Source organism: Rhizobium sp. BK619, assembly GCF_014195245.1.
GTDB classification, from domain to species: Bacteria; Pseudomonadota; Alphaproteobacteria; order Rhizobiales; family Rhizobiaceae; genus Rhizobium; species Rhizobium acidisoli.
In genome coordinates this window covers 381,821-405,147 of record NZ_JACIBH010000005.1, presented here as the reverse complement: position 1 = coordinate 405,147, position 23,327 = coordinate 381,821, and the positions used below count along the sequence as shown (strand labels likewise).

The following is a 23,327-nucleotide window of genomic DNA, read 5'->3' as shown; positions in this document are numbered from 1 at the left end:
CGCGGTTCGTATCCGCATATCCCCGCGCGGCGGATTTCCAGTCAGCTTCCTTCCCGTTTCCCTGCCGCGGCATCCTGAATTTTCATTGGCGGATCGATGACCACGGCAGAGACGAGCGAGAACAGGCAAGAGGCGGCAAGCGGCCGCCAGGCGAAGATCGTGGCGCTGGTCGTTGCCGTTTCCTTCTTCATGCAGATCCTCGACGGCACGATCGTCGCCACCTCGCTGCCGCAGATGGCGGCGAGTTTTAACGTCCAGCCGGTGTCGATGAGCATCGGCATTACCGTCTACATGCTGACGATGGCCGCTTTCATTCCGCTCTCGGGCTGGCTCGGCGACAGGTTCGGTGCGCGCCGTATCTTCCTGATGTCGATCGCCGTCTTTACCGCCGCCTCGCTATTCTGCGGCCTGTCCGGCAGCCTCACGGAATTTGTGCTTTGGCGCGCCGTCCAAGGCGCGGGCAGCGCACTCATGACGCCGGTCGGGCGGATCATCGTGCTGAAGAACGCCCGCAAATCCGAACTCGTCCAGGCGATCGCGCTGATCACCTGGCCGGCGCTGACCGCACCGGTGATCGGCCCGGTGCTCGGCGGCTTCATCACGACCTATGCCAGCTGGCACTGGAACTTCCTCATAAACATCCCGATCGGCATTCTCGGCATGGCGCTGGTGCTGCGCTTCGTGCCGGAGCAGCGCGAGACAGATCCCGGCCGGTTGGATTTCGCCGGCTTCGTTCTGAGTGCTGCGGGGCTGACCTTCCTGCTCGCCGCCCTGGAGCTTTCGGTCAAATGGGACGGCGGGCTTTTGCCGGTCATATCCATGCTTGCAGCCGGCATCGTGCTGTCTGTGATGGCGACCCGGCATTTCCTCGCTGTCGACAATCCGCTGCTCGACCTTTCGGCCTTCCGCGTCCAGACCTTCTCGATGTCGACGCTGTCGGCGGGCACGGCCTGCAGGGTGGCGATCAACGCGACGCCGTTCCTGCTGCCGCTCCTGTTCCAGCTCGGTTTCGGGCTGAGTTCGATTGCCGCCGGCACCTATCTGCTCGTCTACTTCCTCGGCAATCTCGGCATGAAGACGGTGACGACGCCGCTCTTGCGCTTCTTCGGCTTCCGCATCGTACTTGTGTTCAACGGGCTGATTGCGGCGCTTTCAATCGCCGCCTGCGGTTTCCTCACGCCGGATACGCCGCAGTTTTTCATCCATGCGCTGCTTTTTCTCGCCGGCCTGTCGCGGTCGATGGAATTCACTGCGCTGAACACGCTCGCTTTCGCCGATGTCGGTCCGGCGCAGCGAAGCTCGGCCTCGACGCTGTCGAGCATGCTGCAGCAGGTGTCGATGCTGCTCGGCGTCGCCGTTGCGGCCGCCGTGCTGAATATCGCCTCGGCCCTCAGGGGCGCCGACAATCCCGTTCTTGCTGATTTCCGCTGGGCTTTCGTCGTGGTCGGCGCGATCGGCGTCATGTCGTCGCTGCGCTTCCTGCAATTGCCGGCGGAGGCAGGCGCCGAAGTATCGGGCCATCGGAAATTCCAGAAAAATTAGCCCAACGGCGGAACCAATCGGGCCGCTCCAATCTCCTTCAACGGCTTCCATGGGATCCTCCTCCAGGCCAGGGCGTGTTCTGAAAATGCCGGCTTCCCGCCACCCTCCTTCCGCGCCGGCTAACAAGGGCGAGGGACAACCGCTGTTTACCGCAGGCGGCCGATGCAATACGACATTGCCATGCGGACGACTCGGACGCTTGCGGGCGGTCGTCGCTGCGAGAGAAAGCCGGGAGACGGAATGAGCACTTCTAGCGGCGATGCGGATGCCCTGATCCACATCCTCTATATCGAAGACGACGAGGGGCTCGCCCTCTTGATGCAGAAGAACCTCGGCCGGCGCGGCTTTTCGGTTGAATGGGCCGAGAATGGTGCTGCCGGCCTTGCGAGACTTGGCAAAGGCGGCGTCGACGCCGTCGTGCTCGATCATGTCCTGGCTGGCGAGACCGGTCTCGATATCCTGCCCTGCATTACGGCGCTGCCGGATCATCCACCGGTCATCTATGCGACGGGTTCGGACGATACAAGCGTCGCGGTCGCGGCGCTGAAAGCCGGCGCCGACGACTACATGTTCAAGGGGATCTCGGCCGATTATTTCGACCTGCTCGCCGCCGCCCTCGAACAGGCGCTGGAGCGGGCGCGCTTTCGCCGCGAGACGGCGCAGGCGCAGGAGGTGATCCGCCAGCAGCGCGATCTTGCCGAGATGCTGCTTGCCGAGGTCAATCACCGCATCGCCAACAGCCTCGGCCTTGTCGGCGCGCTGATCCGGATGCAATCCTCGATGACCAAGGACCAGGTGGCGATCGATGCGCTGCACGAAACCCAGATGCGCATCAACGCGATCGCCAGCGTGCACCGCCGGCTCTATACCAACCGGCAGGTCGGCTCGGTGCAGGTGGATGAATATCTGAACAGCCTGCTTACCGAACTCGAAGCCTCGATGCGCGACGACAAGCGGCCGCACCGCGTCGTGCTCACCGCTGAGCCCGTCAATCTGGCGACCGACAAGGTGATCACGCTCGGCTTGATCGTCAGCGAGCTCGTGACCAACGCTTTCAAATACGCCTATCCAGACAGCGTGCCGGGCGAAATCCGCGTCTTTGTCGATCAGACGAACGAGGCGTTGAGGGTCATCGTCGAGGACGATGGGGCGGGGTTCGATCCGGAGGGCCCGGCGAGGGGAACGGGGCTCGGGACGCGGATATTGACGGCCATGGCTGCGAGCTTGAAATCGGATTTTGCCTATGATCCCGGGCATGATGGGACGAAGGCGACGCTAGTGTTTTCGTTGAACGAGGGGAAGTAGGGTGTGCCGTACGGCCCCCTCATCCGCCTGCCGACACCTTCTCCCCAAGGGGAGAAGAGATATGCCGCGACGCCTCGATTCCCTCTTCTCCCCTCGGGGAGAAGGTGCCCGTAGGGCGGATGAGGGGGCTGCAAGCACACCATTATCTGTTTATCGACAATAGTTTACCGACATCGCATTATCAAACTTAACGCTAGGGGAAGCGAAGATGACGACGATCCGTACGCCGAGGGAAGTCTATGACTTCTGGTTTGTCCGATGCGGCCGGGAGCTGTGGTTCCGCCCGCCGCCGGAGCTCGACGTCGAGATCCGCGAAGGCTTCCGAGAGACGCATCTGGCTCTTGCCGCGGGCATCGGTGACGAATGGCGGGTGGATGCCGAAAGCCGGCTCGCGGCCGTGATCCTGCTCGACCAGTTTTCCCGCAACATTTATCGCGGCACGCCGCTCGCCTTTGCAACCGACGGGCTGGCGCTTCGGGAGGCCAAGCTCGCGCTTGCCGCCGGCGCCGACCTGGCGGTCGAGACCGCCTGCCGCACCTTCTTCTACCTGCCGTTCGAACATGCCGAAGACCTTGATGAGCAGGATCGTTCGGTGGCATTGTTCACCGCGCTTGGCGATGAGGAATATCTGGACTATGCGATCCGCCATCGCGACATAATCGCCGCCTATGGCCGCTTTCCGCACCGCAATGCCATGCTCGGACGGGAATCGACGGCGGCGGAACGCGATTATCTCTCCCAGCCCGGGGCCGGCTTCTAAACCTTTCCGGGGGCTTCCGCCTTTCTGTCGCCTTTCTTTGCTAGGAAAAGCAGGCATTCTATCCCGACGACAACCTTTCCGGAGGCGCTTTTGCGGCTGAGGTCCATCCTGCTTCGCACCATTCTTCTCGTGACGCTGGCGCTCGCCGGCGCGCATTTCGAGGGTGCCGCGGCCTTCGCGCAGGAAGCGCAGACGCAGGCGGCCGCGCCGGCGCCTGTCGATACCCCGTTCGACCAGGCGGCGAAGGAGATCGACAAGGCGAAGGTTCAGCTGACGGCGCTTCAGGACGGCGTCAAGCAGAATGCCGACAATGACGATGCGCTGGTCGGGCTTGCGACCAAGGCCGACGAGCTCAGCCGCGCCGTCATCACCATATCGGTCAATCTCAGGCCGCGTTTCGACCAGATCAAGAACCGGCTTGCCGAGATCGGCGATCCGCCGAAGGACGGGCAGCCTCCCGAAGCCGAGATCGTCACCCAGGAGCGCAATACGCTCGCCGCCGAGCGGGCGCAGATCAACGCGGTGACGGGCGACGCCGAAAACCTGTCGATTGCGGTGACGAAGCTCGTCAACCAAATCATCGAGATGCGGCGGCAGCTGTTTGCCGATACGCTTTTCAAGCGGACCGAGGTCTCCGCTTCGGTGATCGACGATGCCGCCGGCGCCTTCGTGCACGAGATCAGCGAATTCTCGCAGGCTCTGTCGAGTTGGGCGGTGTTCGTCTGGAAATTCAAGCGTTTTCCGATGTTTGCCGCGATCTTCCTGTCGCTCGCCTCGGCGCTCATCCTGCTTTCCGGCAGCTATCGGCTGTTCGGCGCATATCTGCGCCGCGATGAGGCTGTCGAGGAGCCGTCCTATATCGGGCGGTTATCGATCGCCTTCTGGTCGACACTGATCCGCACGATGGCGCTGTCAGTGCTGCTCGTCACCTCGTTCTTCTTCCTCAACGGCTTCAACGTGCTGAGACCGGATATCGCGCCGGTCATCGGCGCGCTGTTCGGAACGATCGGCCTCGTCTATTTCGTCGGCCGCTTCGTCAACGCCATCTTCGCGCCGCGCGAGCCGCGCTGGCGGCTTGTGCGGCTTTCCAATCTCGGCGCCCGCTCGATCGGCTATTGCCTGCTGGCGATGGCTGTGGTCAACGGGCTCGACTATCTTTTCGGCACCGTCAGCGAGGCGATGGGCTCGCCGCTGGTGCTGACCGTGATCCGAAGCCTGTTTGCGGCGCTGATCATCGGCATGATCCTGATCACGGTCTCCTTCGGCAAGCCGATGTTGGCAAGGAACGGCGATCCCGACGCGCCGGGCAGACATTGGCCGCGCGGCATGGCGATCATCCTGCGGGTCGTCGGCGCCAGCCTGATCATCGCCGCGCTGACGGGGTATGTCGGGCTCGCGCGCTTCGTCGCCACGCAGCTCATCATCACCGGTGCTGTTGTCGCCACCATGTATGTCGGCCTGCTTTCCGGCAAAGCGATTTCAAGGCAGGAAAGCTTCGGCGACACCTTCTTCGCCCGCTTCCTGACGCGCCGCTTCAATCTCGGGCCGGTGGCGATCGACCAGGCCGGCCTGCTCGTCGGCCTTGCCATCTATGCCGTGGCGCTGATTATCGGCGTCCCGCTGATCCTGCTGCTCTGGGGCTTTCATGTGCAGGATCTGCAGATTATCGCCTATCGGCTGTTTACCGAGGTCAGGCTCGGCGGCATCAGTATCTCGCTGCTCGGCATCTGCACCGGCATCCTGCTGTTTGCCGGCGTCTACCTGCTGACACGCTGGCTGCAGCGCTGGCTCGACGGCAATGTCATGGCAAGAAGCCATGTCGATCTCGGCGTCCGCAATTCGGTCAAGACGGGCATCGGCTATCTCGGCGTCGGCATCGCCGCGATCATCGGCGTCTCGGCCGCCGGCATCGATCTCTCGAGCTTCGCACTCGTCGCCTCGGCGCTCTCCGTCGGTATCGGTTTCGGCCTGCAGAACATCGTCTCCAACTTCGTCTCCGGCCTGATCCTGCTCGTCGAACGGCCGTTCAAGGTCGGCGATCATGTCGTGTCGGGCACGGCCGAAGGCATCGTCAAACGCATCTCGGTTCGTGCCACCGAGATCGAGACTTTCCGCAAGCAGTCGATCATCGTGCCGAATTCGGAGCTGATCAACGGTCTGGTCGGCAACTGGACGCACCGCAACAAGATCGGCCGCTCGGAAATTCCGGTTTCCGTCAGCTACAATGCCGATCCGCAGCAGGTGATGGATATTCTGCTGGAGCTGACGGCGAAGATACCGCTCGTCATGCGCAATCCCGAGCCGCACGTCGAATTCCTGCGCTTCGGACCCTATTCGCTTGATTTCGAGCTGCGCTTCTTCCTCGCCGATATGGGCGACGGCATGACGGTGCGCAACAATCTCAGGATCGAGATCCTCCGGCGCTTCAAGGCCGAAGGTATCGAGATCCCGCTGCCGCAGAGCGACCTCACCATCCATCGCGATGCTCTGCCTGTCCTTGCTAATGCCGTCAAGGAGCAGACGGACGGCCGAGACGATCCAAAGAACAAGCCCATCGAGGAAGAGGAGCGGCCGGTGCGGCAGCTGCGCGGGCGGACGGCGGATGGCAGCCTGAAGAGCTGAACGGCTCATTCAGCCATCATTCACAGGTCTATGTGCATGATCTCCAGCATCGGGATCGCTGCCGAGGGCAGCACCGGTCGTTCGAGGGGAGGGCGCGTCTGCGCCGCCGCACATGATGGCAAGGTTTGCCGCCGTTCTGCTTGTCCCGCTGCTTGCCGCGCCCGCGGTCCAGGCGGCATCCATCACCAACACCGATCCAGCTGCAGTGGTGCTCGTCATCACCGAGAGCGGCCAGCGCGTCGAGGTGGTGGTTGATGCCGGGGCTTCGGAAAGCCTCTGCTCCTCCGGCTGTTTCATGACGGCGCCCGACGGCGACCGCATCGGGCTCGATGGCGGCGAGACGATCGAAATCGTCAAGGGCTCGGCGGTCGTCAAGTAGCGGATCAGACGATCCGTTTCCCCTCGGCGTCCAGCACTTTCTCGCCGTCTTCCTTGGTAAAGGCGCCCTTGTGGGTCTCCGGCAGGATTTCCAGAACCAGTTCGGATGGCCGTGACAGGCGCGTGCCGAGCGGTGTCACGACGAAGGGGCGGTTGATCAGGATCGGCTGCGCGAGCATGGCTTGGAGAAGCTGGTCGTCGGTCAGATCGGGATTGTCGAGGCCGAGTTCGGCATAGGGCGTATCCTTCTGGCGAATGGCTTCACGCACGGTGAGGCCGGCATCGGCGATCATTCGAGCCAGTTCCTCCCGCGAGGGCGGGGTCTTGACGTATTCGATGACGGTGGGTTCGATGCCTGCATTGCGGATCATCGCCAGCGTATTGCGCGAGGTGCCGCATGCCGGATTGTGGTAGATGGTGACGTTCATAGCTTCGCCTCACTGGATAGGATTGACGATGTCTCAGCCGGCTGCAGCAGCCAGGTGAAAAGAATGAGCGCAAGGAGCGCGCCGGCGATTTCGGCAAGCCAGAAGCCCGGAAGATCGACCGGGCGGATGCCGGAAAAAGTGTTGGTCAGGGAGCGGGCGAGCGCAACGGCCGGGTTGGCGAACGAGGTGGAGGCGGTGAACCAATACGCGGCGGTGATGTAGAGGCCGACCAGCCATGGCACCGCTTTCTGCTCGAACCGGATGCCGGCGAGAATGACCGCGACCAGGCCGAAGGTCGCCACACCTTCGGAGAACCATTGTGCGCCGCCGGTGCGAACCTTGCTGGAGAATTCGACGAGCGGGAGTTCGAACATCAGGTGGGCGGCGATCGTCCCTGCCACGCCGCCGGCAATCTGTGCCAGCACATATCCCGTGAGGTCGCGTTTCGGCAGCGAACGCAACATTGCGAAGACCAGTGAGACGGCCGGGTTGAAATGGGCACCGGAGATCGGCCCGAGCACGGTGATCAGCACTACCAGCATGGCGCCGGTCGCGAGCGTGTTGCCGAGCAGGGCAAGCCCGACATCCTCGGTCAGCGACGTCGCCATGATGCCGGACCCGACGACGGTTGCGACCAGCATGGCGGTGCCGATGGCCTCTGCGACCAGTCGGCGCTGCAGATCGAACGGCGCCATCAGTCGGCCGTCGCCGCTTTTGCGGTCGTGCTCGGGGTCATTGCAAGGTCTCCCTTCATCGCGGTGGAACAGCATGCCGCGACGGCGGCAGCCGGCGCGCAGATCTCAGGGTTTCCGCCGCAGCAATCTTCCATCAGGAAACGGATCAAGCCGCCGAGCCTCTCGTAACTGGCGGTGTAGATGATCGAGCGGGATTCGCGCTGCTGGGCAATCAGGCCGGCACGTTCCAGCTCCTTCAGATGGAACGAGACATTGGATGGCGAGACCTCCGCCTTTTCCGCGATGGCGCCCGCCGCCATTCCGTCCGGGCCGGAGACAACCAGCATGCGGATGATGTGCAGGCGGGTTTCCTGCGAAAGCGCGCTGAAGGCGGCGAGGGCTTGACGCTGATCCATATTTCAATAATCCTTGAATCGTTGAAGTGAGGATTAGCCGATATGAACGCGATCGACAACGGAAAAAATCAGGAAAACGATATCAGTCTCGGCGTGCTGCTCGATATGCTTGCCGCCAAAAAGGATGCGCCGCTGATTTTCTACTACGATGGGGAGCCGGTGAAATCAGGCTACCATATCACCGAGGTCAAGGCGGGCCAATTCGCGGGTCTCGATTGCGGCGCCAATCCCGAGGCTTGGAGCGAGATCTTCATCCAGCTCTGGGATATCGAGGAAGGCGACCGCAAGCACATGCCGGCCGGCAAGTTCTGCACGATCGTCCGCAAGGTGACGGAGCATGTGCGGCTCGACGCTTCGGCCAAGCTCACCTTCGAAGTCAGCGACGGCGTGCGGCCGATGCAGCTCTATTGCGCGGCGATGCCGGTTCTTCGCGCCGGCGCCGTGCATGTGGCGCTTTCACCGCGGCCGGCAAGCTGCAAGCCGCGTGACCGGTGGCTTGCCGAAGAAAACAGGACGGCTGCGGCCTGCTGCAGCCCATCAGCGGCTGGGAGCGCCTGCTGCGCCTAGGAACGAAATGGCGCCACGTGCGGCCGATACTCCGTTGACTGACCGCCAGTCAGTCGGGTAAATGTGAGGCGCCGGCGTGATGTCGGCGCCGCCCCTTTCATCCCGGAGATCGCCATGAGCGCCAAGACCCTGTTGAACTCCCTGTTCCGATACAAAGCCGGCGTCGACGATGAGCTTCTCGACGCGCTGAGCGCGCTCGGCAAGGAGGCGCGCTCGGATGCCTTTCAGTCAGCCCTTCGCGTGCTCAATCATGCCCATCTCGTTGACCGCATCTTTGCCGCCAATCTTCAGCGGCTGGGTCATTCCTACACCGCGAGCTGGAGCAGCCAAGCGCCGCCTTTGGCGCAGCTGGCCTCGGATATCCGCGAGACGGACCGCTGGTATGTCGACTACACCGCGCGCATGACGCCTGACGAAATGGAGGAGGTCGTCGATTTCACCTTCACCGATGGCGGGGCCGGGCGCATGTCCCGCGAGGAAATGCTGGCCCATGTGGTGACGCATGCCGGTTATCATCGCGGCGAGGTCGGCCGGTTGCTGCCTGATATCGAGAGCACCGCGATGCGCGACGTGTTTGCCGGCTACCTGCACAGAGCCGATCCCGCGCGCCGTCAGTGAGCCTGGATGGTCCCGCCGATGCCGACCGATCCCGTTGCAAAGCCGAGAACCAAGCCTGCCGAAGAGCGGCGCGACGAGCTGATGCGTTCGGCCGAGCGGCTTTTCCTGGAAAAGGGCCTGGAACAGACCACGATCGAAGAGATCACGGCGGGGGCCGGGGTCGCCAAGGGCACCTTCTACCTGCAGTTTTCCTCGAAGGCCGATGTTCTCCTGGCACTGCGCGGCCGTTTCGTGCAGGGCGTGCTCGATGGCATCGTCGCGGCGGTCGAAGGCCGGAAGGGTCAGGATTGGCGCAGTAAGCTCGCCGCCTGGTCGACGGCATGCGCCAGTGGTTATCTCGACGCGGCCGGGCTGCATCATCTGGCCTTCGTGGGCGAGCCCCCCGCAACGCGGGAAGGGCTTTCGCGCAACATTCTGATCGACCATCTGAGCGAACTGCTCGCCGCCGGAGCAGCCGGAAATGCCTGGTCGGTCGACGATCCCGGCTTTACGGCGGTATTCCTGTTCAATGCCCTGCACGGCGTGGTCAATCAGTCCGTCGGCGAGACACCTGCCGACCGCGGCGAATTGATGCGCAAGATCGAGGCGCATTTCCTGCGTGCGCTGGGCCTGGCGTCAGGCATCGATTGAGAGCTGAGCGTCCCACCATCTGAGCACCCGCATCGCGCGGAGCGTGATCCATCGCGAGGGCTCGCCTTGCCCGTCGTCGACCTCGCACCACACACGCCCCGGCAGGCTCCAGTCGAGCGGCCAGCGGCCGTCCTGAAGGCGCCGGGAGCGCAGATGCTCGATCGCCTCGCCGAGGCGGTGATCGGGAGCGGCGCCGGTCAGGATGGTGCTGGCGCGGAAATAATCGAGGGCGCGCAGAATGTCGTAGCGCCAGCGGTTCGGGTGCAGGAAGTGCAGAAAGCGCTCGTCGGCCGGCTTGCCGGTGCCGAGACGGCGAAAAAGGTGGCGCTCGAGCAGGAATTCTTCGCCCGTCCGGCGCGCCTCCCGCGATCGGAGCGTGCCGCCGGTCGATTTCTCGAACTCCAGCAGCCCTTCCAGCACATTAATGGTGCTGGCGAAGGACGAGCGAATAGAGCCGCGGGTTCGCTCGCAGTTCCAGCCGCCGTCGTCGAGACGCTCGCCGGCCAGCCTGTCGACGATGGCGGAGACGTCGATGCCGAAGTAAGCGCCGTCGGCGACGGTGCGGCCGTTGATGCATTCTTCGACTTCGCCTTGCCAATAGGGCTGGCCGCCTTCTTCCCAACGGGCATTGGCGCCAATCAATTCGACGGCGCGCCTGGCCTGCTCGCAGGCAGGATCGAGACCGAATTCCCTGAGTTGCGACAGCGAAAAGGTCGTGGCCGTCCACGGCTGGCCGCGCTCGCGCCATTCCCGGGGATCGAAACCGGCGGGCAGGAAAGCGCCGCCGGCCCATTGCCCGTCCTCGTCCCGGCAGGCAAGCAGCCTTGCACCCCAACCTTCGGTCTCGACTTTCGCCCGCTCGGCCATCCAATTGCGCTCGGGGGTGTCGATGAGGTCACGCATTACCTGCCACCGGATCGACGGGTCGGAATCGAGGAGCCATTCGATCACCGGGTCGGATTGGGTCATGGGAGAACCTCTCGGCGGGTCGGTCGATGCCGCATTTATAGTCGCTTCGGCCGGGCGCTGCCAGCCGAGGGGAGTGGGCATCTCACCCGGTCGCCCAGCACCCGTCTCCGTCCTTCGAGGTTCCGGCTCCGTCCTGCTGAGACCGTTGCGCTTCGCGTCTGATTTCTTAATCATATCTGCAAGAAATCGAAGACGGTCGCATCGGGCCGCTTCTTCGTTTCATATGCGGGCGCGCCGATTAATAATTACTCAAATCAATTGATGTACCAAATTGATCCGGGGACAGATTTTACATCAAAGGTTTGCTATGGCGTTTCTAGGTATTTCGGGGATGCAATATTCCGGGGAAATGTTTGCCGGCGCGCGTATTATTGTCGCGGAAGATTCCAACGTATTCACCTCGATGATCAGCAAACGCCTCAAGGAGCTGTTCGACATTGACGTCGAGATCTGCCGCAGCTTCGAGGATCTGCAGTTTTCTTACGACAAGTCTTCCGATCCGATCACGCTGGCAATCTCGAACATCAACCTGCCCGGCGCCGAAAACGGCGAAGCGCTTGAATATCTGGTCGATCTTTCCATCCCGACCATCGTCTTTACCGGCACCTTCCATGATGGCATGCGCGACAAGCTGATGGCCAAGGACATTGTCGACTATATCCTCAAGGACAATATCTTCGCCGTCGACCTTCTGGCGGAATCGATTTGCCGGTTCCTGACCAATCATCGTCACCACGTGCTGATCGTCGACGACAGCGCGACGGCCCGCGCGCTGCTGTCGAGCCGGCTGAAACGCTATAATTTCCGCGTCAGCACCGCCGAGAACGGCGCCAAGGCATTGGAGATCCTGAAGGCCAACCGCGATATCGGCCTGATGATCACCGACTACAACATGCCCGACATCGACGGCTTCGAGCTGACGCGGCGCATCCGCTCGAATATCGGCTCGCACGAGTTGCGCATCATCGGCGTTTCCTCTTCCTCGAACCGGTTGCTTTCAGCGCGGTTCCTGAAGGCCGGCGGCAATGATTTCATGTTGCGCCCATTCATCGACGAGGAGTTCTACTGCCGCGTCAACCAGAACCTCGATACGCTGCTACAGATCCAGTCGATGCGCAGGGAGCGGGCGGTTGCCTGACGGCCCTTCCAGTATCGGCATCGCCAGCCGGGCGGAGATGACGGTCGCAGGCCGTCATCGAATTTCTGCAATTACAAGTAACACCGTCATTTGTCCCCTTCACGCGCGCAGGCCTCTCGGTTATCGTCCGCCGCGCCGGGGGGAGGGCCGAGTCGGGGCCATCGGACGCATGGGGGAATAGCGGCTGTGGCTTTTCAAGCGGATTTTCAGCGAGATGGCATCGGGCTCCGTTCAGGCGGGCTCAAGATACTTCTGGTTGAAGATTCCCGGATGTTTTCCGCTGTGCTCTGTCATCGGTTCCAGACCGAGCTCGGCCTTGCAGTCAAATCCTGCCCGTCGCTAAAGGCTCTTCGCGAAGAACTTGCCGAGGACGGTCACGGCTACACCATGGCCGTCGTCGATCTCAACCTGCCGGATTCGCCCTATGGCGAAGCGCTCGACTGCACGATCGAGCACGATATCCCGGCGATCGTCTTTACCGCGACATTCGATCTCAACACGCGCAACAGGATCATGGAGCGCAATGTCATCGATTATGTGCTCAAGGACAATGAATTCGCGCTCGACAATCTGGTCGCCACCGTTCGGCGGGCGATCTCCAACCGCAAGACGCGGGTCCTCGTCGTCGATGATGTCGTCTCGGTGCGCCAGGTGCTGGTCGACCTCCTGAAGGCGCAGCAATATCTCGTCGTCGAGGCAAATTCGGGGCTCGAGGCGCTAGCCGCGCTTGAGGCTTACAGCGATATCGAACTCGTCGTCACCGACCACCATATGCCCGATATGAGCGGCTACGAGCTGACGCGGCGTATCCGCCATCGCTTCGGTTCCGACAGACTGCGCGTCATCGGTGTCTCCTCCTCCAACGACCGCATGCTGTCTGCCAGCTTCCTGAAGGCCGGCGCCAGCGATTTCGTCTACCGGCCCTTCGTCGCCGAGGAATTGCAGTGCCGCATCGCCAACAATGCCGAAACGCTGGCGCAGATGCGCCAGCTGAGGGCCGCGGCGGCCTGCGACTACCTGACCGGCCTCTACAACCGCCGCTATTTCTACGACAACGGCCCGAAGCTGGTGAACGAATGCCTGCGGCTGAAAGTGCCGAGTTCGGTGGCCATTCTCGATATCGACCATTTCAAGCGGCTGAATGACACCTATGGCCACGAGATCGGCGACAAGGTGCTGAAGGCTGTCGCAAACAGGCTGTTCACGATCTTCGAAGGCAGCGACAATCTTCTCTCGCGGCTTGGCGGCGAAGAATTCGCCATCCTCTTCCCGCAGATGGATTCGGCTGCCGCGACCAAACTCTGCGACGAAATCCGCTCGGACATCTCGCGGCTGAAGGTGACGGCCGACGACGAGGAACTCGGCGTCACCATCTCGATCGGCATCGCCGAAATCGAGGGCTACGAAACCTTCGAGAACTATCTCAACGCCGCTGACCAGTTCCTCTACATGGCCAAGCACCGAGGCCGCAACCAAGTCTTTTCCGACGCCAGGATGACGGAAGAAGCGGCGCAATAGAGCCATTCTGGCAAGGCGCCGCCCTTTCACTTCAGGCGGCGCGCTCTTTCAAACTCTCAGGCCGCGACCGCCTGTTGACGCGCAGTCGCCATGGTCATCTTACGCTCGGCGCGCTCCTGCTGCGGCGAGCGATGGTAGAGTTCGCGATAACACTTGGAAAAGTGCGATGCCGAGACGAAGCCGCAGGCGACTGCGACCTCGACGACGGGCATCGAGGACTGCACCAGCAGGTGGCGGGCGCGATCGAGGCGGATTTCCAGATAGTAGCGGGCCGGCGAGCGGCCCATCTCCTGGCGGAACAGCCGCTCGATCTGGCGGCGCGAGAGACCGGCGCCGTCGGCGATCTCGATCAGCGACAGCGGCTCGGCGAGATTGCCTTCCATCAGCTCGATGATCGACAGCACCTTGGCGTTCTGCACGCCGAGGCGGGCGCGCAGCGGCAGGCGCTGGCGGTCATGCGGGTTGCGCACGCGGTCGGTCAGGTGCTGCTCGCAGATGCGATTGACGAGGCTTTCGCCGAAATCCTCGCCGACGAGGTTCAGCATCATGTCGAGCGAGGCGGTGCCGCCGGCGCAGGTATAGAGATTGCCGTCGATCTCGTAGAGATCGGCATAGACTTCGGCCTGCGGGAAGGCTTCCGAAAAGCCCGGCAGGTTTTCCCAGTGGATGGCGCAGCGCTTGCCGTTCAGCAGGCCGGCCTGCGCCAGCACATGCGCGCCTGTACAGAGGCTGCCGACGGCAACGCCGCGATTGTAGCACTCACGCAGCCAGGCATTGACCGACTTGTTGTTGAACTGCTCGACATCGATGCCGGAACAGACGAGCACCATGCCCGGCCGGTTTTCGCCGCCGAGATGGCGGCGCTCTTCGGCGAGCGAGGAATTGGCCTCGACGCCGATGCCGCAGGAAGAATAGACTTTCTCCCCATCAAGGGAGGCGAGCCGCCAGGTATAGGCCTGGTAGCCGAGCATGCGATTGGCGATGCGCAAGGTGTCCACGGCCGCCGAAAAGGGCAGCATGGTGAATTGCGGTACCATAAAGAAGACCAGCGAACGCTTCTTGATCTGCATCCTGTTCATAGCGAAATCCATGCTCGAGGGACGATGACATATTCGTTGCGCGGAATGCGTCGCGCCGATGTCCTGAAAGCGACACTGGCATGGAAAAATGCGGCCGGGAAGAGCAAATATGCGACATTGGTCGCGATCTCGCCAGTCAAACCGCAAGGAGGGCTGCAGATGGAGCAAAGAACGGGCTGACAGGCGACTGAACTTCAAGGCTGAAAACGGCCTGGGAAGGAACGGTCAAGCCACGAAAAAGGCGGCGTTGCGTGATGCAGACGCCGCCCTCATCTTAGGAGGAATGTCGCATTCATTACATGGTCCGGTGTTTGTTGTCGTCCGTGCTCGGCCAGCCGATATCCTTGCGGATGTCGAAGGGCATGGCTTCGATTTCACGGGCGGTCCGCCAGCGGGTCCAGGCGAGCACGAGCTTGCGGGCATAATTTGCCAGATCGAAGCGGCCTGCGCCGGAGGTGAAGGGCTTGCCGCCACCGCGATAGGTGAGCGTGGTCATTTTCCGGTTCCTTTCTTTAGGTCAGGGACATGGTCATCGATGGGAGGTTCGTCCATGTCCATGATGCTAATATGGCCCCTGTGAACTCATCATTCAAACGAATAGAGTTTATGGATAACATCAGAGATATTGAATGATCGCTGCACCACTGTGGGGTTGTTCCGCGTCACCAGATTGGCCCCGGCAATCATAATTCCTGCTGCGGCAAGACGCATCGGAACCATGTCCGCTCCACGTCGTTGCCGCTTCGTAGCAATGACGCAAAGGAGGAATCGATGATTTCCGCAGACCAGATCCGAGAACATATGGAAGTGCGGGCTGCCGACGGCACTCATATGGGGACGGTCGATCATCTCGACGGTCCCACCCGCATCAAGCTGACGAAGACCGACTCGGAAGACGGCAAACACCACCTGATCCCGATCGATTGGGTCGATCACGTCGACGCCCATGTTCACCTGTCGAAGAACGCAAGGGATGTCCGCAGCCAGTGGGCCACCATCAACTGACGAGCGGTTGGCTGCGGCTTCGGCCGCAGCCCATCAAGGGAACGCACATGTCCAAACAATTGAAGAAGGGCGATGAAGTCAGCTGGGATACCAGCCAGGGAGAGACCGAAGGCAAGGTGGTGAAGAAGCAGGCCAGCCCGACGAAGATCAAAGGTCACAAGGTGAAAGCGTCGGCGGCGGAACCGCAATATATCGTCGAGAGCGACAAATCGGGAAAACGCGCCGCACACAAGCCGGATGAACTGAGGAAGCTTTAAGGGCTGCTGATCCCAACGAGAAGGAGATCGATATGCCAGCCAAGTCCAAGGCCCAGCAGAAGGCGGCGGGTGCCGCACTCTCGGCCAAGCGGGGCGAAACGCCCAAGAAGGAACTCAAGGGTGCCTCGAAGCAGATGGAGGAATCCATGAGCGAGAAGCAGCTCGAGGAGTTCGCATCCACCAAAAGAAAGGGTAAACCGGAGCACGCCTCGAAATAGGTTGAAGAACAGCGGCAGCGACTGTGGCGCCGTCCGGTTCACGTTGTCGTCGAATGCATCGAGAAATTGGCGACCTCGTGCGTCTCGCAGACGGCGAAAAGAATTGCGCGTGCTGATGCATCCGGATCTTTCGCCAGCCAGCGCAATTCGAACGTCACGCCGATGCGGCCATCTTCGGTCTGTCCCAGCGAAACGAACAATGCGCTGCATTCAAGAGAGTCCAGCACAGCTGACAGGTCGGGAATATCGGAACTCGAGCCGTAGACGACGAGTGTCGCCTTGCGTTCGCACCGCAGCCAGCTGTCCAGGCGTTTCAGCGGCGACAGCACGATGAACGCAACGATGGTCGCCACCGTGCCGGTGACGATCTGGCCGCCGCCGAAACAGAGGCCGACGACCGTCATGAACCACAGGGTCGCAGCCGTGGTGACGCCGGTCATCATGTCGCCGCGCCTGAGGATCGCTCCGCCGCCGATGAAGCCGACGCCTGTGAGGACGCCGAGGGGAAAACGCAGCACGTCCATCTGGGTGAAGAAACTCAGGGTTTTTCCGTAGGTCGATAGAAGCAGGTTCGCCTGGACCATCGCAATGCAGGCGGCAAGCGCCACCAGGATCGTGGTCCTGAAGCCCGCGGCGTGGCCGCCGCGCTCGCGGTCGAGGCCGATAAGGCCGCCGGCAATGACCGTCAGTCCGATGCGTGCGGCGATATCCCACCAGCTCGGGGCCAGCGGCATGGCGTCGGTCAGGAGCGAGGGCATGTTTCGCTCCAGACTTCATCGCGGCCTTTCCGCTGCTCGTCGGGCATTCGATCCTCCTCGGCCTCGATGCATCAGGGCTTCAAACGCCATGCGGCGCAGAACGCTCCCGTTGCCGGCGTCGCCGCCGCCAGGTCGAGATTGGCGGTTCGGCTGCAGCCGGTGTATGTATGGTTTCAAATATGGGCGGTTCGCCCGTCAACTAAAGGGCACTGCGCCCAAAACGGAGGACAGAATTGGCCGTCGCCTTCACCAAGGAAGAGAGTTTCGAAACCGCTTCGGAAACCCTGCTGCCCGATCGTCCGGTTTCGCCGCATCTGAACCTGGTGACGGGGGCCGGGCTGAAGGCTCTGGAATTGCAGTTCCAGCAGGCGCGCGAGGCTTATGATGCAGCGAGCACCATAGAAGACGTGAACGAACGGCGGCGGCAGGCAGCAGGTCCCTTGCGCGATCTGCGCTATCTCGCGGCAAGGCTGCGCACCGCCCAGTTCATGGCCGATCCTGCGTCAACCGACACTGTTGCCTTCGGCAGCACGGTGACCTTCAGCCGTGACGACGGGCGGGTGCAGACCTATCGGATCGTCGGCGAGGACGAGGCCGATCCCAAGGCAGGATCGATTTCCTATGTCTCGCCGGTGGCGCGGTTGCTGATGGGCAAGGCTGTCGGCGATGTAGTGGAGACCGGCGGCCAGGAGCTGGAGATCATTGCTATCGCGTAGGACGCTAGTCCAAGCAGTGCCGGATTCAGCGAAACGCAATTATTGTTATAAAAATGGTACTGTTTGGTACTTTATTTATGAGGCATTTACCAATCGTGACCTAGAAGGTGACATTCCATCATCGAAAGTCATGCTCATGGTCAGCGCAATTTCCAGTTCTGCATCCACCATTTTGAGTTCAGCCGCTTCAACCTCGTCTTCCAGTTCATCGGATCAACTTGCTTCTCTCGAGGCGCAGCTTGCAGAAAAGCAGGCAGCCCTGTCGCAGACAAAGGACGAGAAAGAGAAGGCTACGATCGAAAAATCCATCGAGACGCTGGAAGCCAAGATTGCCAAGCTCGAAGCGTCCGAGAGCAGTAAGACCGAGGCGTCTGCCGCATCGAAGCCAGCCGCTGAGGCTCCGCAGGAGCTCTCCGGCGAAAGCGACCGTATCGGCACGAAGAATTTCGACGAGACCAGCGAGTTCGGCAGCCGCACGGCTTATGTTTGATCGCAACTAGAGGCGGCGCTTCGCCACCGTGACGACTTCGCGCGTCAGCTCCGCCAGGCGATCGGCGGCGAGGCGGTTGATCTGCCAATACAGTGGAATATCCAGCGGTGTACCGGGAACGAGTTCCACCAGCCGGCCTGAGGCGAAATGTTCGCGGGTCAGCTGGGTCGGGTTCATTCCCCAGCCCATGCCCGAAAGGGCGGCCTCGACGAAGCTTTGCGTCGAGGGCAGCCAGTGGGTGGGGTGGTCGAGATCGTGTCCGAATGTTTGCCTTATCCAGCCGCTCTGCAACCTGTCCTTCTGATTGAAGGTCAGGGTCGGCGCATTGCGGATCGCTTCGGCGGTAACGCCATCAGGAAAGTGGCGCGCAACGAAATCTGGGCTTGCCGTGGCGTGATATCGGAGAACGCCGAGCTCGAAGCGACGGCATCCTCTGATCGGCTTTTCCAGGCTGGTGACGGCGGCGATCACCCGTCCGCGCTCAAGCCATTCGGCGGTGTGATCCTGGTCGTCGACGGCAATGTTCAGGAGGTAGGACGCGTTCTTGGCGAAATTCGCCATGGCTTCGACGAACCACGTTCCGAGACTATCGGCATTGGTTGCGATCTGAAGGGTGACCCGCTGGCGCGGCGCGTCGGGATCGACGAGCGCCGGCAGCTGCCCGAGGAGTTCGGCCTCCAACATGCCGACATTCTCCATGTGACGACAGAGCCACTCTCCTTTTTCCGTTGCCGTGCAGGGCGCGCCTCTGACGATGAGCACGGTGCCGAGACGCTCTTCAAGTTGCTTCACGCGCTGCGAAATCGCCGAAGGCGTGACGTTGAGGATGGCGGCGGCGCGTTCAAAGCTGCCGGTCTGGACGACGGTTGCGACGGCGCGGAGGGCTGGATAATCGAGCATGAATTAGTTTCGCTTAATTGGGCTAAGTTGGATTAACTATCCTAATTCTCGAAATGGCGATACCCCACCGTCACCGAAGTGAGGGTGTTCGCCGAAGCGATGAATTTTTCGATCTATGTCACCGGCCTGATGATGGGCCTCAGTCTGATTGTCGCGATCGGCGCGCAGAATGCTTTCATCTTGCGCCAGGGGCTGCGCAACGAACATGTCTTCGTCGTCTGCCTCGCCTGCGCGCTCTCCGATGCCGTGCTGATCGTGCTCGGCGTGACCAGCCTGCAGCAGATCGCCCGGTTCATGCCCTGGCTCGATCCGGTCATGCGTTATGGAGGGGCGGCGTTTCTCGCCTGGTATGGCGCCAAGAGCCTCTATTCCGCCTTTCGGTCATCCGCTACCCTCTCGGCAGCAGAAGCCAAGACTTCGAGCTTTCGCCAGACGCTTGCGACCTGCCTCGCGCTCACCTGGCTCAATCCGCATGTCTATCTCGATACGGTCGTGCTGCTCGGCACAATCTCGACGCGTTATCCCGGTGAGCAGGCGTCGTTTGCCGCAGGCGCGGTGACGGGTTCTTTCCTGTTCTTCTTTTCGCTCGGATATGGCGCGACTTGGCTGCGGCCGATTTTCTCGAAACCATCGTCCTGGCGGATGCTGGAAACGCTCGTCGCTTTCACCATGTGGATCATCGCCTTCAAGCTGCTCGGCGGGATGTAACGTCCCTCTTCACTGTGTTTCCTGGTTCGACGATACGAACTGGAGGAATTGTTCCTGCGCGCGTGTCGGCATCCAGTTGACGCGCAGGGTGAGGCCGATCGGCCGGGCGGTGTGACCGAGGTCGAGCGGCAATGCCTTGAGCAGGCCGCGGGAGAGTTCGGCCTGGGCCTGCAGGTAGGAAATGCAGCCGAGATGATCCGTCCCGTTCAAGAGTTCGCGCATCAGGATGAGGGAGCTCGATTCGACGATACTCGCCGGCCGGCGCTCCAGGCCTTCGAACAGGGCGTCGAAATGCCGCCGGATCGGCGTGCCGCGCTGGCCGACAATCCAGGGATAGGCCGCAAGCTCTTCGACCGAAACCGTGGATCGCGCCGTCAGCGGATGGTTGCTGCCGGCGACGACGACAAGCGTATCGGTGAACAGGAAGCGCTGCTCGACGTCACCGATGGGTGCGGGTTCGCGCAGCGCGCCGATCAGGAAGTCGATCTCGCCGCGCCTGAGACCGGCGAGCAGGTCGGCATAAGGCCCTTCGAGAATGTGGATAGGTGTGTTCGGACGCAGCTTGCGGAACTCGGCAATGGCGCGCGGCAGGACGAAGGAGCGCGAGAGTGGCATCGCGCCGACGACGATGCTGCCTGCTTCCTCCGATAGCGTCTCGGCGAGATCCACTTCGGCCTGCGCCAGTTCGGCAAAGGCGAGGCGTGCCGCCTGGGCGAGCGTTCCGGCGGCACGCGTGGCGACGATGCCATAGGAGGTTCGCTCGAACAGAGGGCGGGCGGCTTCTTCCTCGAGCTGTGTCACCGCCCGGTGAACGGTCGGCTGCGCCAGCCCGAGCCGGCGCGCTGCAAGGGTGAAGTTCTCAGCTTCGCGCACGGCGATGAGGGCCTGCAGCTGCGAGGTCGTGGCGACCATGCGAAGGCGCGGGCTGAGTTCGTTCAGAGCCGGGTCGAGAAAGCCGAAGGCTCTTCGCACGCGTTTTGCCAGAACGTCTCCCTGCGCATTGGCGAACAGTCCCTGCGGCGACCTGGTGAACAGTGTCGCGCGCAGGCCGCGTTCGATCTTGGAGAGCGCCTGGGTGACGGCCGGCTGCGAGAGATGGCAGATATCGGCGGCCCTGGTGACGGAATTGGTGTCGACCACGGCCAGGAAGACCCGGAGGTGGCGGAGATTGTGCTGGACTTGCGATGCCTGAGATGCCGTCGGGTTCAAGTCAGATTCCGCTCCAGGATGGCATCCGCCCGCGCTTCCACGGAATTCTCCGGCGCTGTGATGCCCAGTTCGCCGATCTGGCGCTGCCAGTCGGCCGCCGCTGCGGCCATGCGATCCGGCAGCCCGAGTTCCCTTAGTGTCGCGGCGACTTCCTGCATCTCCGCGGCCCGCCGCCTCCCGTGAACAATCATGCGCTCAAGGTTGTAAGCTGCACGCGCGGTCCAGTCTATCCCTGGATCGGAGGCCTGGAGAGAGGCGAGCACCGCTTTCTCGACGCCGGCGCGGCGCGCGGCGAGCATGCATTCGGCGGTCAGGGCCTCGAAGCCCTTGATCATTACCGACCGCAGCATCTTGATCGAAGAGGCCTTGCCGACCTCGTCTCCGGCTATCTCAGGTTTCATTCCGAGGCTGAGGAGGATGTTATGCGCGCGCTTTGCCTCCGATCCGGAGAGCAAAAGCGGCGTGCGATGGCGGGCGGGATGAACGGGCGACATCACCGCGACATCGACATAAACCGCACCGGCAGCTTCAACGAGCCTGGCGGCGGCGGCCTTGGTTGCGGGGGAGCAGGAGTTGCAGTCGAGATAGAGGGCGTCCCTCTCGAGAAATTCGGCGACATTCGCCGCCGCTTGCAACGCACGGTCGGCGGTGACCAGGCTGAAGACGGTGACGGCGCCAGCCAATGCGTGTCGGGGGCTTTCCCCACAGGTGACGTCGAGATCCGAGCAGGCGTGACGCAGATTGTCGCGTAGCGAAGGGGCCTCGACCTTTATGTCGAAGGTGGAGATTTGACCGAGAGACACACCGTCCTCGGATCTCCAGCCCGATACGAAGGCCTGCGCCGCTTCGCCGAACCCAATCGTTGCTATCGCCGACATGGATTTTCCTTTCCGGAGGTTTTCCCGAACCTATGTTGTAAGACAGGCGCGGCTCTGCCACGCCTGCGTTGCTGCGCGATATCCCGGCTTGGGAGATCGGCGAGCCCCTCATCCGGCTGCCGCCACCTTCTTCCCGCTTGCGGGGCGAAGGGGATATGCCGCAAGCTCTCCGTCCCTCACCAACGCCTCGCAGGGCACGTCCCCTCTCCCCGTTAGAACGGGGAGAGGGTTAGGGTGAGGGGCAACCACTGGTGCCAACCGCAGTCTGAGCGCGGCCCAGCCGCGCCCCTCTCAGCCTTAGTGAGCTGGATCCTTGACGTGCTCGAACGTCTGGAATTCCGTGTTATACAGCTCGCCGTCCACCTTTTCGACCTTGCGCATATAGATGTCCTGAACGATGTCGCGGGTGTCGGGATCGATGGAGATCGGGCCGCGCGGGCTCTGGATCTGCATGCCCTTGGCCGCTTCGACGAAGGCATCGCCGCCGGCGTCGCCCTTGGTCTTGTCGAGCGTCTTGTAGATCAGGTCGAGGGCGTCCCAGGCAGCGGCCGCCACCATGTTCGGGCGCATCCCGTCATTGTTCTTCTTGAATGCCTCGACGAAGGCCTTGTTCTCGGGCGAATCGTGGTTGGCGGAGTAGGGGCCGCCCGTAACGACGCCGATTGCCGGATCGCCCATGTTGTTGATCAGATCGTCATCCGTCACGTCGGCCATGGCGATGACCTTGATGCCCGATTTGTCCAGCCCGCGTTCGACGAACTGCTTCATAAAGGCAGCACCCGCGCCGGTGGGCACGAAGACGAAGAGAGCCTCGGGCTTCTCATCGGCTGCGCGCTGCAGGAAGGGTGCGAAATCAGGATTGGCAAGGGGAACCTTGAGCTTGGAGATGACGGTGCCGCCGTTCGCCTCGAGGGTCTTGCCGAACCACTGCTCTGCATCGGCGCCGGGGCCGTAGTCGGAAACGATGCTGACGAATTTCTTCGCGCCGTTTTCCGGCGCCCATTTGCCGATGACGCTTGCAACCTGCGGAATGGTCCACGAGGTGCGCAGCATATAGGGCGAGGCCTTCATGATCGACGAGGTCGCGGCGACCATGATGACCTGCGGAATCTTTGCCCGCTTGGAGAGCTGGGCAACCGAAAGCGCCGTCGGCGTATTGCCGAAGCCGGTGAGAACGGAAACCTGGTCCGATGTGACGAGCTCCTGCGAGATGCGCAGCGCATTGTCGGGCGAGCTGCCGTCGTCCTTGACGATGAACTCGACCTTCTTGCCGCCGGCGGTCTCGCCATGGGTGGCAACGAAGGCCTTCAGCGCGGCGTTCATCTGGCGGCCGTTAGACTGGAAACCGCCGGTCAGCGGAATGACCACGCCGACCTTGACGCTGTCTTCGGCGTGGGTTGTGACGGCTGACGCCGCCACGACCGAGAGCGCGGCAAGCGCACCTGTTAGAAGCTTTCTCATGTTCATTGCTCTCCTCCTTTGGAAATTCGGCGTGCAGACCTTCTCGTGCACGCCATCTGCTTGATTGATTTCAACGGTCAGCA

28 protein-coding genes are annotated in these 23,327 nt (G+C 62.1%); 16 read left to right on the top strand and 12 right to left on the bottom strand.

Annotated features, from left to right (window positions below):
- Positions 1 to 96 precede the first annotated feature (96 nt).
- From FHX14_RS12295 to FHX14_RS12275, 5 genes are all read left to right on the top strand, one after another.
- A complete protein-coding gene (locus FHX14_RS12295) occupies positions 97 to 1,542 on the top strand; it encodes an MFS transporter (protein ID WP_184377258.1) in 1,446 nt (481 codons plus the stop codon).
- Positions 1,543 to 1,782: 240 nt separating this feature from the next.
- Complete coding sequence (locus FHX14_RS12290) at positions 1,783 to 2,847, top strand: histidine kinase dimerization/phosphoacceptor domain -containing protein (RefSeq protein ID WP_003593915.1); 1,065 nt, start codon at positions 1,783 to 1,785, stop codon at positions 2,845 to 2,847.
- Between the two features lie 208 nt (positions 2,848 to 3,055).
- Positions 3,056 to 3,607: a DUF924 family protein gene (locus FHX14_RS12285; protein ID WP_003593916.1), complete on the top strand. Its 552-nt coding sequence runs from the start codon at positions 3,056 to 3,058 to the stop codon at positions 3,605 to 3,607.
- Positions 3,608 to 3,697: 90 nt separating this feature from the next.
- Positions 3,698 to 6,229, top strand: coding sequence for a mechanosensitive ion channel family protein (locus FHX14_RS12280; protein ID WP_003593918.1), 2,532 nt, complete (start codon positions 3,698 to 3,700; stop codon positions 6,227 to 6,229).
- Between the two features lie 112 nt (positions 6,230 to 6,341).
- The gene (locus FHX14_RS12275) at positions 6,342 to 6,608 is read left to right on the top strand and encodes a hypothetical protein (protein WP_184377257.1); all 267 of its coding nucleotides are present in this window, start codon (positions 6,342 to 6,344) and stop codon (positions 6,606 to 6,608) included.
- Positions 6,609 to 6,612: 4 nt separating this feature from the next.
- Here the strand turns inward: FHX14_RS12275 and arsC are convergent, their stop codons facing one another.
- From arsC to FHX14_RS12260, 3 genes are read right to left on the bottom strand one after another with little or no spacing between them, the layout of a single operon-like run.
- Positions 6,613 to 7,035 (bottom strand): arsenate reductase (glutaredoxin), encoded by a 423-nt coding sequence (gene arsC / locus FHX14_RS12270; RefSeq protein WP_003593922.1) that lies wholly within the window; start codon positions 7,033 to 7,035, stop codon positions 6,613 to 6,615.
- Positions 7,032 to 7,730: an MIP/aquaporin family protein gene (locus tag FHX14_RS12265; protein WP_003593924.1), complete on the bottom strand. Its 699-nt coding sequence runs from the start codon at positions 7,728 to 7,730 to the stop codon at positions 7,032 to 7,034. Before FHX14_RS12265 ends, arsC begins: the two co-directional genes overlap by 4 nt.
- Entirely contained in the window at positions 7,730 to 8,125 is a 396-nt protein-coding gene (locus tag FHX14_RS12260) for a metalloregulator ArsR/SmtB family transcription factor (RefSeq protein ID WP_003593925.1), read from the bottom strand. Before FHX14_RS12260 ends, FHX14_RS12265 begins: the two co-directional genes overlap by 1 nt.
- A 42-nt stretch (positions 8,126 to 8,167) precedes the next feature.
- Between FHX14_RS12260 and FHX14_RS12255 the strand changes: the two genes are divergently transcribed.
- The 3 genes from FHX14_RS12255 to FHX14_RS12245 all read left to right on the top strand — a co-directional run bounded on the left by FHX14_RS12255 (position 8,168) and on the right by FHX14_RS12245 (position 9,940).
- Positions 8,168 to 8,692, top strand: a complete 525-nt coding sequence (locus tag FHX14_RS12255; protein ID WP_184377256.1) for a DUF6428 family protein — start codon at positions 8,168 to 8,170, stop codon at positions 8,690 to 8,692.
- 114 nt (positions 8,693 to 8,806) lie between these two features.
- A complete protein-coding gene (locus tag FHX14_RS12250; protein WP_003593927.1) occupies positions 8,807 to 9,310 on the top strand; it encodes a DinB family protein in 504 nt (167 codons plus the stop codon).
- 18 nt (positions 9,311 to 9,328) lie between these two features.
- On the top strand, positions 9,329 to 9,940 hold the full coding sequence (locus tag FHX14_RS12245) for a TetR/AcrR family transcriptional regulator (protein ID WP_172643287.1): 612 nt from the start codon (positions 9,329 to 9,331) through the stop codon (positions 9,938 to 9,940).
- On the opposite strand, the gene FHX14_RS12240 is transcribed toward FHX14_RS12245, so the two are convergent.
- Positions 9,926 to 10,909 carry a hypothetical protein gene (locus FHX14_RS12240; RefSeq protein ID WP_003593929.1) on the bottom strand — a complete coding sequence of 328 codons (984 nt, stop codon included), beginning with the start codon at positions 10,907 to 10,909 and terminating at the stop codon, positions 9,926 to 9,928. The genes FHX14_RS12245 and FHX14_RS12240 overlap by 15 nt on opposite strands.
- Positions 10,910 to 11,216: 307 nt before the next feature.
- Here FHX14_RS12240 and FHX14_RS12235 point away from each other — a divergent pair, with 307 nt between their 5' ends.
- Both FHX14_RS12235 and FHX14_RS12230 read left to right on the top strand, forming a co-directional pair.
- Positions 11,217 to 12,047, top strand: a complete 831-nt coding sequence (locus FHX14_RS12235; protein WP_003593930.1) for a response regulator — start codon at positions 11,217 to 11,219, stop codon at positions 12,045 to 12,047.
- Between the two features lie 186 nt (positions 12,048 to 12,233).
- Positions 12,234 to 13,565: a diguanylate cyclase gene (locus FHX14_RS12230; protein ID WP_003593931.1), complete on the top strand. Its 1,332-nt coding sequence runs from the start codon at positions 12,234 to 12,236 to the stop codon at positions 13,563 to 13,565.
- Between the two features lie 56 nt (positions 13,566 to 13,621).
- On the opposite strand, the gene FHX14_RS12225 is transcribed toward FHX14_RS12230, so the two are convergent.
- From FHX14_RS12225 to FHX14_RS33365, 3 genes are all read right to left on the bottom strand, one after another.
- A complete protein-coding gene (locus tag FHX14_RS12225; RefSeq protein ID WP_003564299.1) occupies positions 13,622 to 14,644 on the bottom strand; it encodes a GlxA family transcriptional regulator in 1,023 nt (340 codons plus the stop codon).
- A 295-nt stretch (positions 14,645 to 14,939) separates the two neighbouring features.
- Positions 14,940 to 15,140 (bottom strand): hypothetical protein, encoded by a 201-nt coding sequence (locus tag FHX14_RS12220; protein WP_003593933.1) that lies wholly within the window; start codon positions 15,138 to 15,140, stop codon positions 14,940 to 14,942.
- Between the two features lie 89 nt (positions 15,141 to 15,229).
- Positions 15,230 to 15,364 (bottom strand): hypothetical protein, encoded by a 135-nt coding sequence (locus FHX14_RS33365; RefSeq protein ID WP_280114328.1) that lies wholly within the window; start codon positions 15,362 to 15,364, stop codon positions 15,230 to 15,232.
- Between the two features lie 51 nt (positions 15,365 to 15,415).
- Between FHX14_RS33365 and FHX14_RS12215 the strand changes: the two genes are divergently transcribed.
- Genes FHX14_RS12215 through FHX14_RS12205 form a run of 3 tightly spaced genes read left to right on the top strand, consistent with a single transcriptional unit; the run spans position 15,416 to position 16,124 of the window.
- Positions 15,416 to 15,649, top strand: a complete 234-nt coding sequence (locus FHX14_RS12215) for a DUF2171 domain-containing protein (protein ID WP_012557983.1) — start codon at positions 15,416 to 15,418, stop codon at positions 15,647 to 15,649.
- A 47-nt stretch (positions 15,650 to 15,696) separates the two neighbouring features.
- Complete coding sequence (locus FHX14_RS12210) at positions 15,697 to 15,906, top strand: DUF2945 domain-containing protein (protein ID WP_183690884.1); 210 nt, start codon at positions 15,697 to 15,699, stop codon at positions 15,904 to 15,906.
- A 32-nt stretch (positions 15,907 to 15,938) separates the two neighbouring features.
- Complete coding sequence (locus FHX14_RS12205) at positions 15,939 to 16,124, top strand: DUF3008 family protein (RefSeq protein WP_003579905.1); 186 nt, start codon at positions 15,939 to 15,941, stop codon at positions 16,122 to 16,124.
- Between the two features lie 38 nt (positions 16,125 to 16,162).
- On the opposite strand, the gene FHX14_RS12200 is transcribed toward FHX14_RS12205, so the two are convergent.
- Positions 16,163 to 16,882 (bottom strand): MgtC/SapB family protein, encoded by a 720-nt coding sequence (locus FHX14_RS12200; protein WP_184377255.1) that lies wholly within the window; start codon positions 16,880 to 16,882, stop codon positions 16,163 to 16,165.
- A gap of 233 nt (positions 16,883 to 17,115) precedes the next feature.
- On the opposite strand from FHX14_RS12200, the gene greA reads away from it, so the two are divergent.
- Together greA and FHX14_RS12190 are read left to right on the top strand one after the other, a co-directional pair.
- Entirely contained in the window at positions 17,116 to 17,598 is a 483-nt protein-coding gene (greA, locus tag FHX14_RS12195) for a transcription elongation factor GreA (protein ID WP_184377254.1), read from the top strand.
- 130 nt (positions 17,599 to 17,728) lie between these two features.
- Positions 17,729 to 18,088 (top strand): hypothetical protein, encoded by a 360-nt coding sequence (locus tag FHX14_RS12190; protein WP_184377270.1) that lies wholly within the window; start codon positions 17,729 to 17,731, stop codon positions 18,086 to 18,088.
- Positions 18,089 to 18,094: 6 nt separating this feature from the next.
- Here FHX14_RS12190 and FHX14_RS12185 read toward each other — a convergent pair whose 3' ends face one another.
- Positions 18,095 to 18,988, bottom strand: a complete 894-nt coding sequence (locus FHX14_RS12185; RefSeq protein ID WP_184377253.1) for a LysR family transcriptional regulator ArgP — start codon at positions 18,986 to 18,988, stop codon at positions 18,095 to 18,097.
- A gap of 99 nt (positions 18,989 to 19,087) precedes the next feature.
- Between FHX14_RS12185 and FHX14_RS12180 the strand changes: the two genes are divergently transcribed.
- The gene (locus FHX14_RS12180; protein ID WP_183690877.1) at positions 19,088 to 19,696 is read left to right on the top strand and encodes a LysE/ArgO family amino acid transporter; all 609 of its coding nucleotides are present in this window, start codon (positions 19,088 to 19,090) and stop codon (positions 19,694 to 19,696) included.
- 9 nt (positions 19,697 to 19,705) lie between these two features.
- Here the strand turns inward: FHX14_RS12180 and FHX14_RS12175 are convergent, their stop codons facing one another.
- From FHX14_RS12175 to FHX14_RS12165, 3 genes are all read right to left on the bottom strand, one after another.
- Positions 19,706 to 20,905, bottom strand: coding sequence for a LysR family transcriptional regulator (locus tag FHX14_RS12175; protein ID WP_184377252.1), 1,200 nt, complete (start codon positions 20,903 to 20,905; stop codon positions 19,706 to 19,708).
- Positions 20,902 to 21,783 carry an NAD(P)-dependent oxidoreductase gene (locus tag FHX14_RS12170; protein WP_184377251.1) on the bottom strand — a complete coding sequence of 294 codons (882 nt, stop codon included), beginning with the start codon at positions 21,781 to 21,783 and terminating at the stop codon, positions 20,902 to 20,904. Before FHX14_RS12170 ends, FHX14_RS12175 begins: the two co-directional genes overlap by 4 nt.
- Positions 21,784 to 22,080: 297 nt before the next feature.
- Positions 22,081 to 23,250: an ABC transporter substrate-binding protein gene (locus tag FHX14_RS12165; RefSeq protein WP_184377250.1), complete on the bottom strand. Its 1,170-nt coding sequence runs from the start codon at positions 23,248 to 23,250 to the stop codon at positions 22,081 to 22,083.
- Positions 23,251 to 23,327 lie beyond the last annotated feature (77 nt).

Bases quoted from the DNA above. Each gene is read 5' to 3' on its own strand.
- FHX14_RS12295 (WP_184377258.1), top strand. From the start codon at position 97: ATGACCACGGCAGAGACGAGCGAGAACAGGCAAGAGGCGGCAAGCGGC.
- FHX14_RS12290 (WP_003593915.1), top strand. From the start codon at position 1,783: ATGAGCACTTCTAGCGGCGATGCGGATGCCCTGATCCACATCCTCTAT.
- FHX14_RS12285 (WP_003593916.1), top strand. From the start codon at position 3,056: ATGACGACGATCCGTACGCCGAGGGAAGTCTATGACTTCTGGTTTGTC.
- FHX14_RS12275 (WP_184377257.1), top strand. From the start codon at position 6,342: ATGATGGCAAGGTTTGCCGCCGTTCTGCTTGTCCCGCTGCTTGCCGCG.
- arsC (WP_003593922.1), bottom strand. From the start codon at position 7,035: ATGAACGTCACCATCTACCACAATCCGGCATGCGGCACCTCGCGCAAT.
- FHX14_RS12265 (WP_003593924.1), bottom strand. From the start codon at position 7,730: ATGGCGCCGTTCGATCTGCAGCGCCGACTGGTCGCAGAGGCCATCGGC.
- FHX14_RS12260 (WP_003593925.1), bottom strand. From the start codon at position 8,125: ATGGATCAGCGTCAAGCCCTCGCCGCCTTCAGCGCGCTTTCGCAGGAA.
- FHX14_RS12255 (WP_184377256.1), top strand. From the start codon at position 8,168: ATGAACGCGATCGACAACGGAAAAAATCAGGAAAACGATATCAGTCTC.
- FHX14_RS12250 (WP_003593927.1), top strand. From the start codon at position 8,807: ATGAGCGCCAAGACCCTGTTGAACTCCCTGTTCCGATACAAAGCCGGC.
- FHX14_RS12245 (WP_172643287.1), top strand. From the start codon at position 9,329: ATGCCGACCGATCCCGTTGCAAAGCCGAGAACCAAGCCTGCCGAAGAG.
- FHX14_RS12240 (WP_003593929.1), bottom strand. From the start codon at position 10,909: ATGACCCAATCCGACCCGGTGATCGAATGGCTCCTCGATTCCGACCCG.
- FHX14_RS12235 (WP_003593930.1), top strand. From the start codon at position 11,217: ATGGCGTTTCTAGGTATTTCGGGGATGCAATATTCCGGGGAAATGTTT.
- FHX14_RS12225 (WP_003564299.1), bottom strand. From the start codon at position 14,644: ATGAACAGGATGCAGATCAAGAAGCGTTCGCTGGTCTTCTTTATGGTA.
- FHX14_RS12220 (WP_003593933.1), bottom strand. From the start codon at position 15,140: ATGACCACGCTCACCTATCGCGGTGGCGGCAAGCCCTTCACCTCCGGC.
- FHX14_RS33365 (WP_280114328.1), bottom strand. From the start codon at position 15,364: ATGGTTCCGATGCGTCTTGCCGCAGCAGGAATTATGATTGCCGGGGCC.
- FHX14_RS12215 (WP_012557983.1), top strand. From the start codon at position 15,416: ATGATTTCCGCAGACCAGATCCGAGAACATATGGAAGTGCGGGCTGCC.
- FHX14_RS12210 (WP_183690884.1), top strand. From the start codon at position 15,697: ATGTCCAAACAATTGAAGAAGGGCGATGAAGTCAGCTGGGATACCAGC.
- FHX14_RS12205 (WP_003579905.1), top strand. From the start codon at position 15,939: ATGCCAGCCAAGTCCAAGGCCCAGCAGAAGGCGGCGGGTGCCGCACTC.
- FHX14_RS12200 (WP_184377255.1), bottom strand. From the start codon at position 16,882: ATGCCCTCGCTCCTGACCGACGCCATGCCGCTGGCCCCGAGCTGGTGG.
- FHX14_RS12190 (WP_184377270.1), top strand. From the start codon at position 17,729: ATGCTCATGGTCAGCGCAATTTCCAGTTCTGCATCCACCATTTTGAGT.
- FHX14_RS12185 (WP_184377253.1), bottom strand. From the start codon at position 18,988: ATGCTCGATTATCCAGCCCTCCGCGCCGTCGCAACCGTCGTCCAGACC.
- FHX14_RS12180 (WP_183690877.1), top strand. From the start codon at position 19,088: ATGAATTTTTCGATCTATGTCACCGGCCTGATGATGGGCCTCAGTCTG.
- FHX14_RS12170 (WP_184377251.1), bottom strand. From the start codon at position 21,783: ATGTCGGCGATAGCAACGATTGGGTTCGGCGAAGCGGCGCAGGCCTTC.
- FHX14_RS12165 (WP_184377250.1), bottom strand. From the start codon at position 23,250: ATGAACATGAGAAAGCTTCTAACAGGTGCGCTTGCCGCGCTCTCGGTC.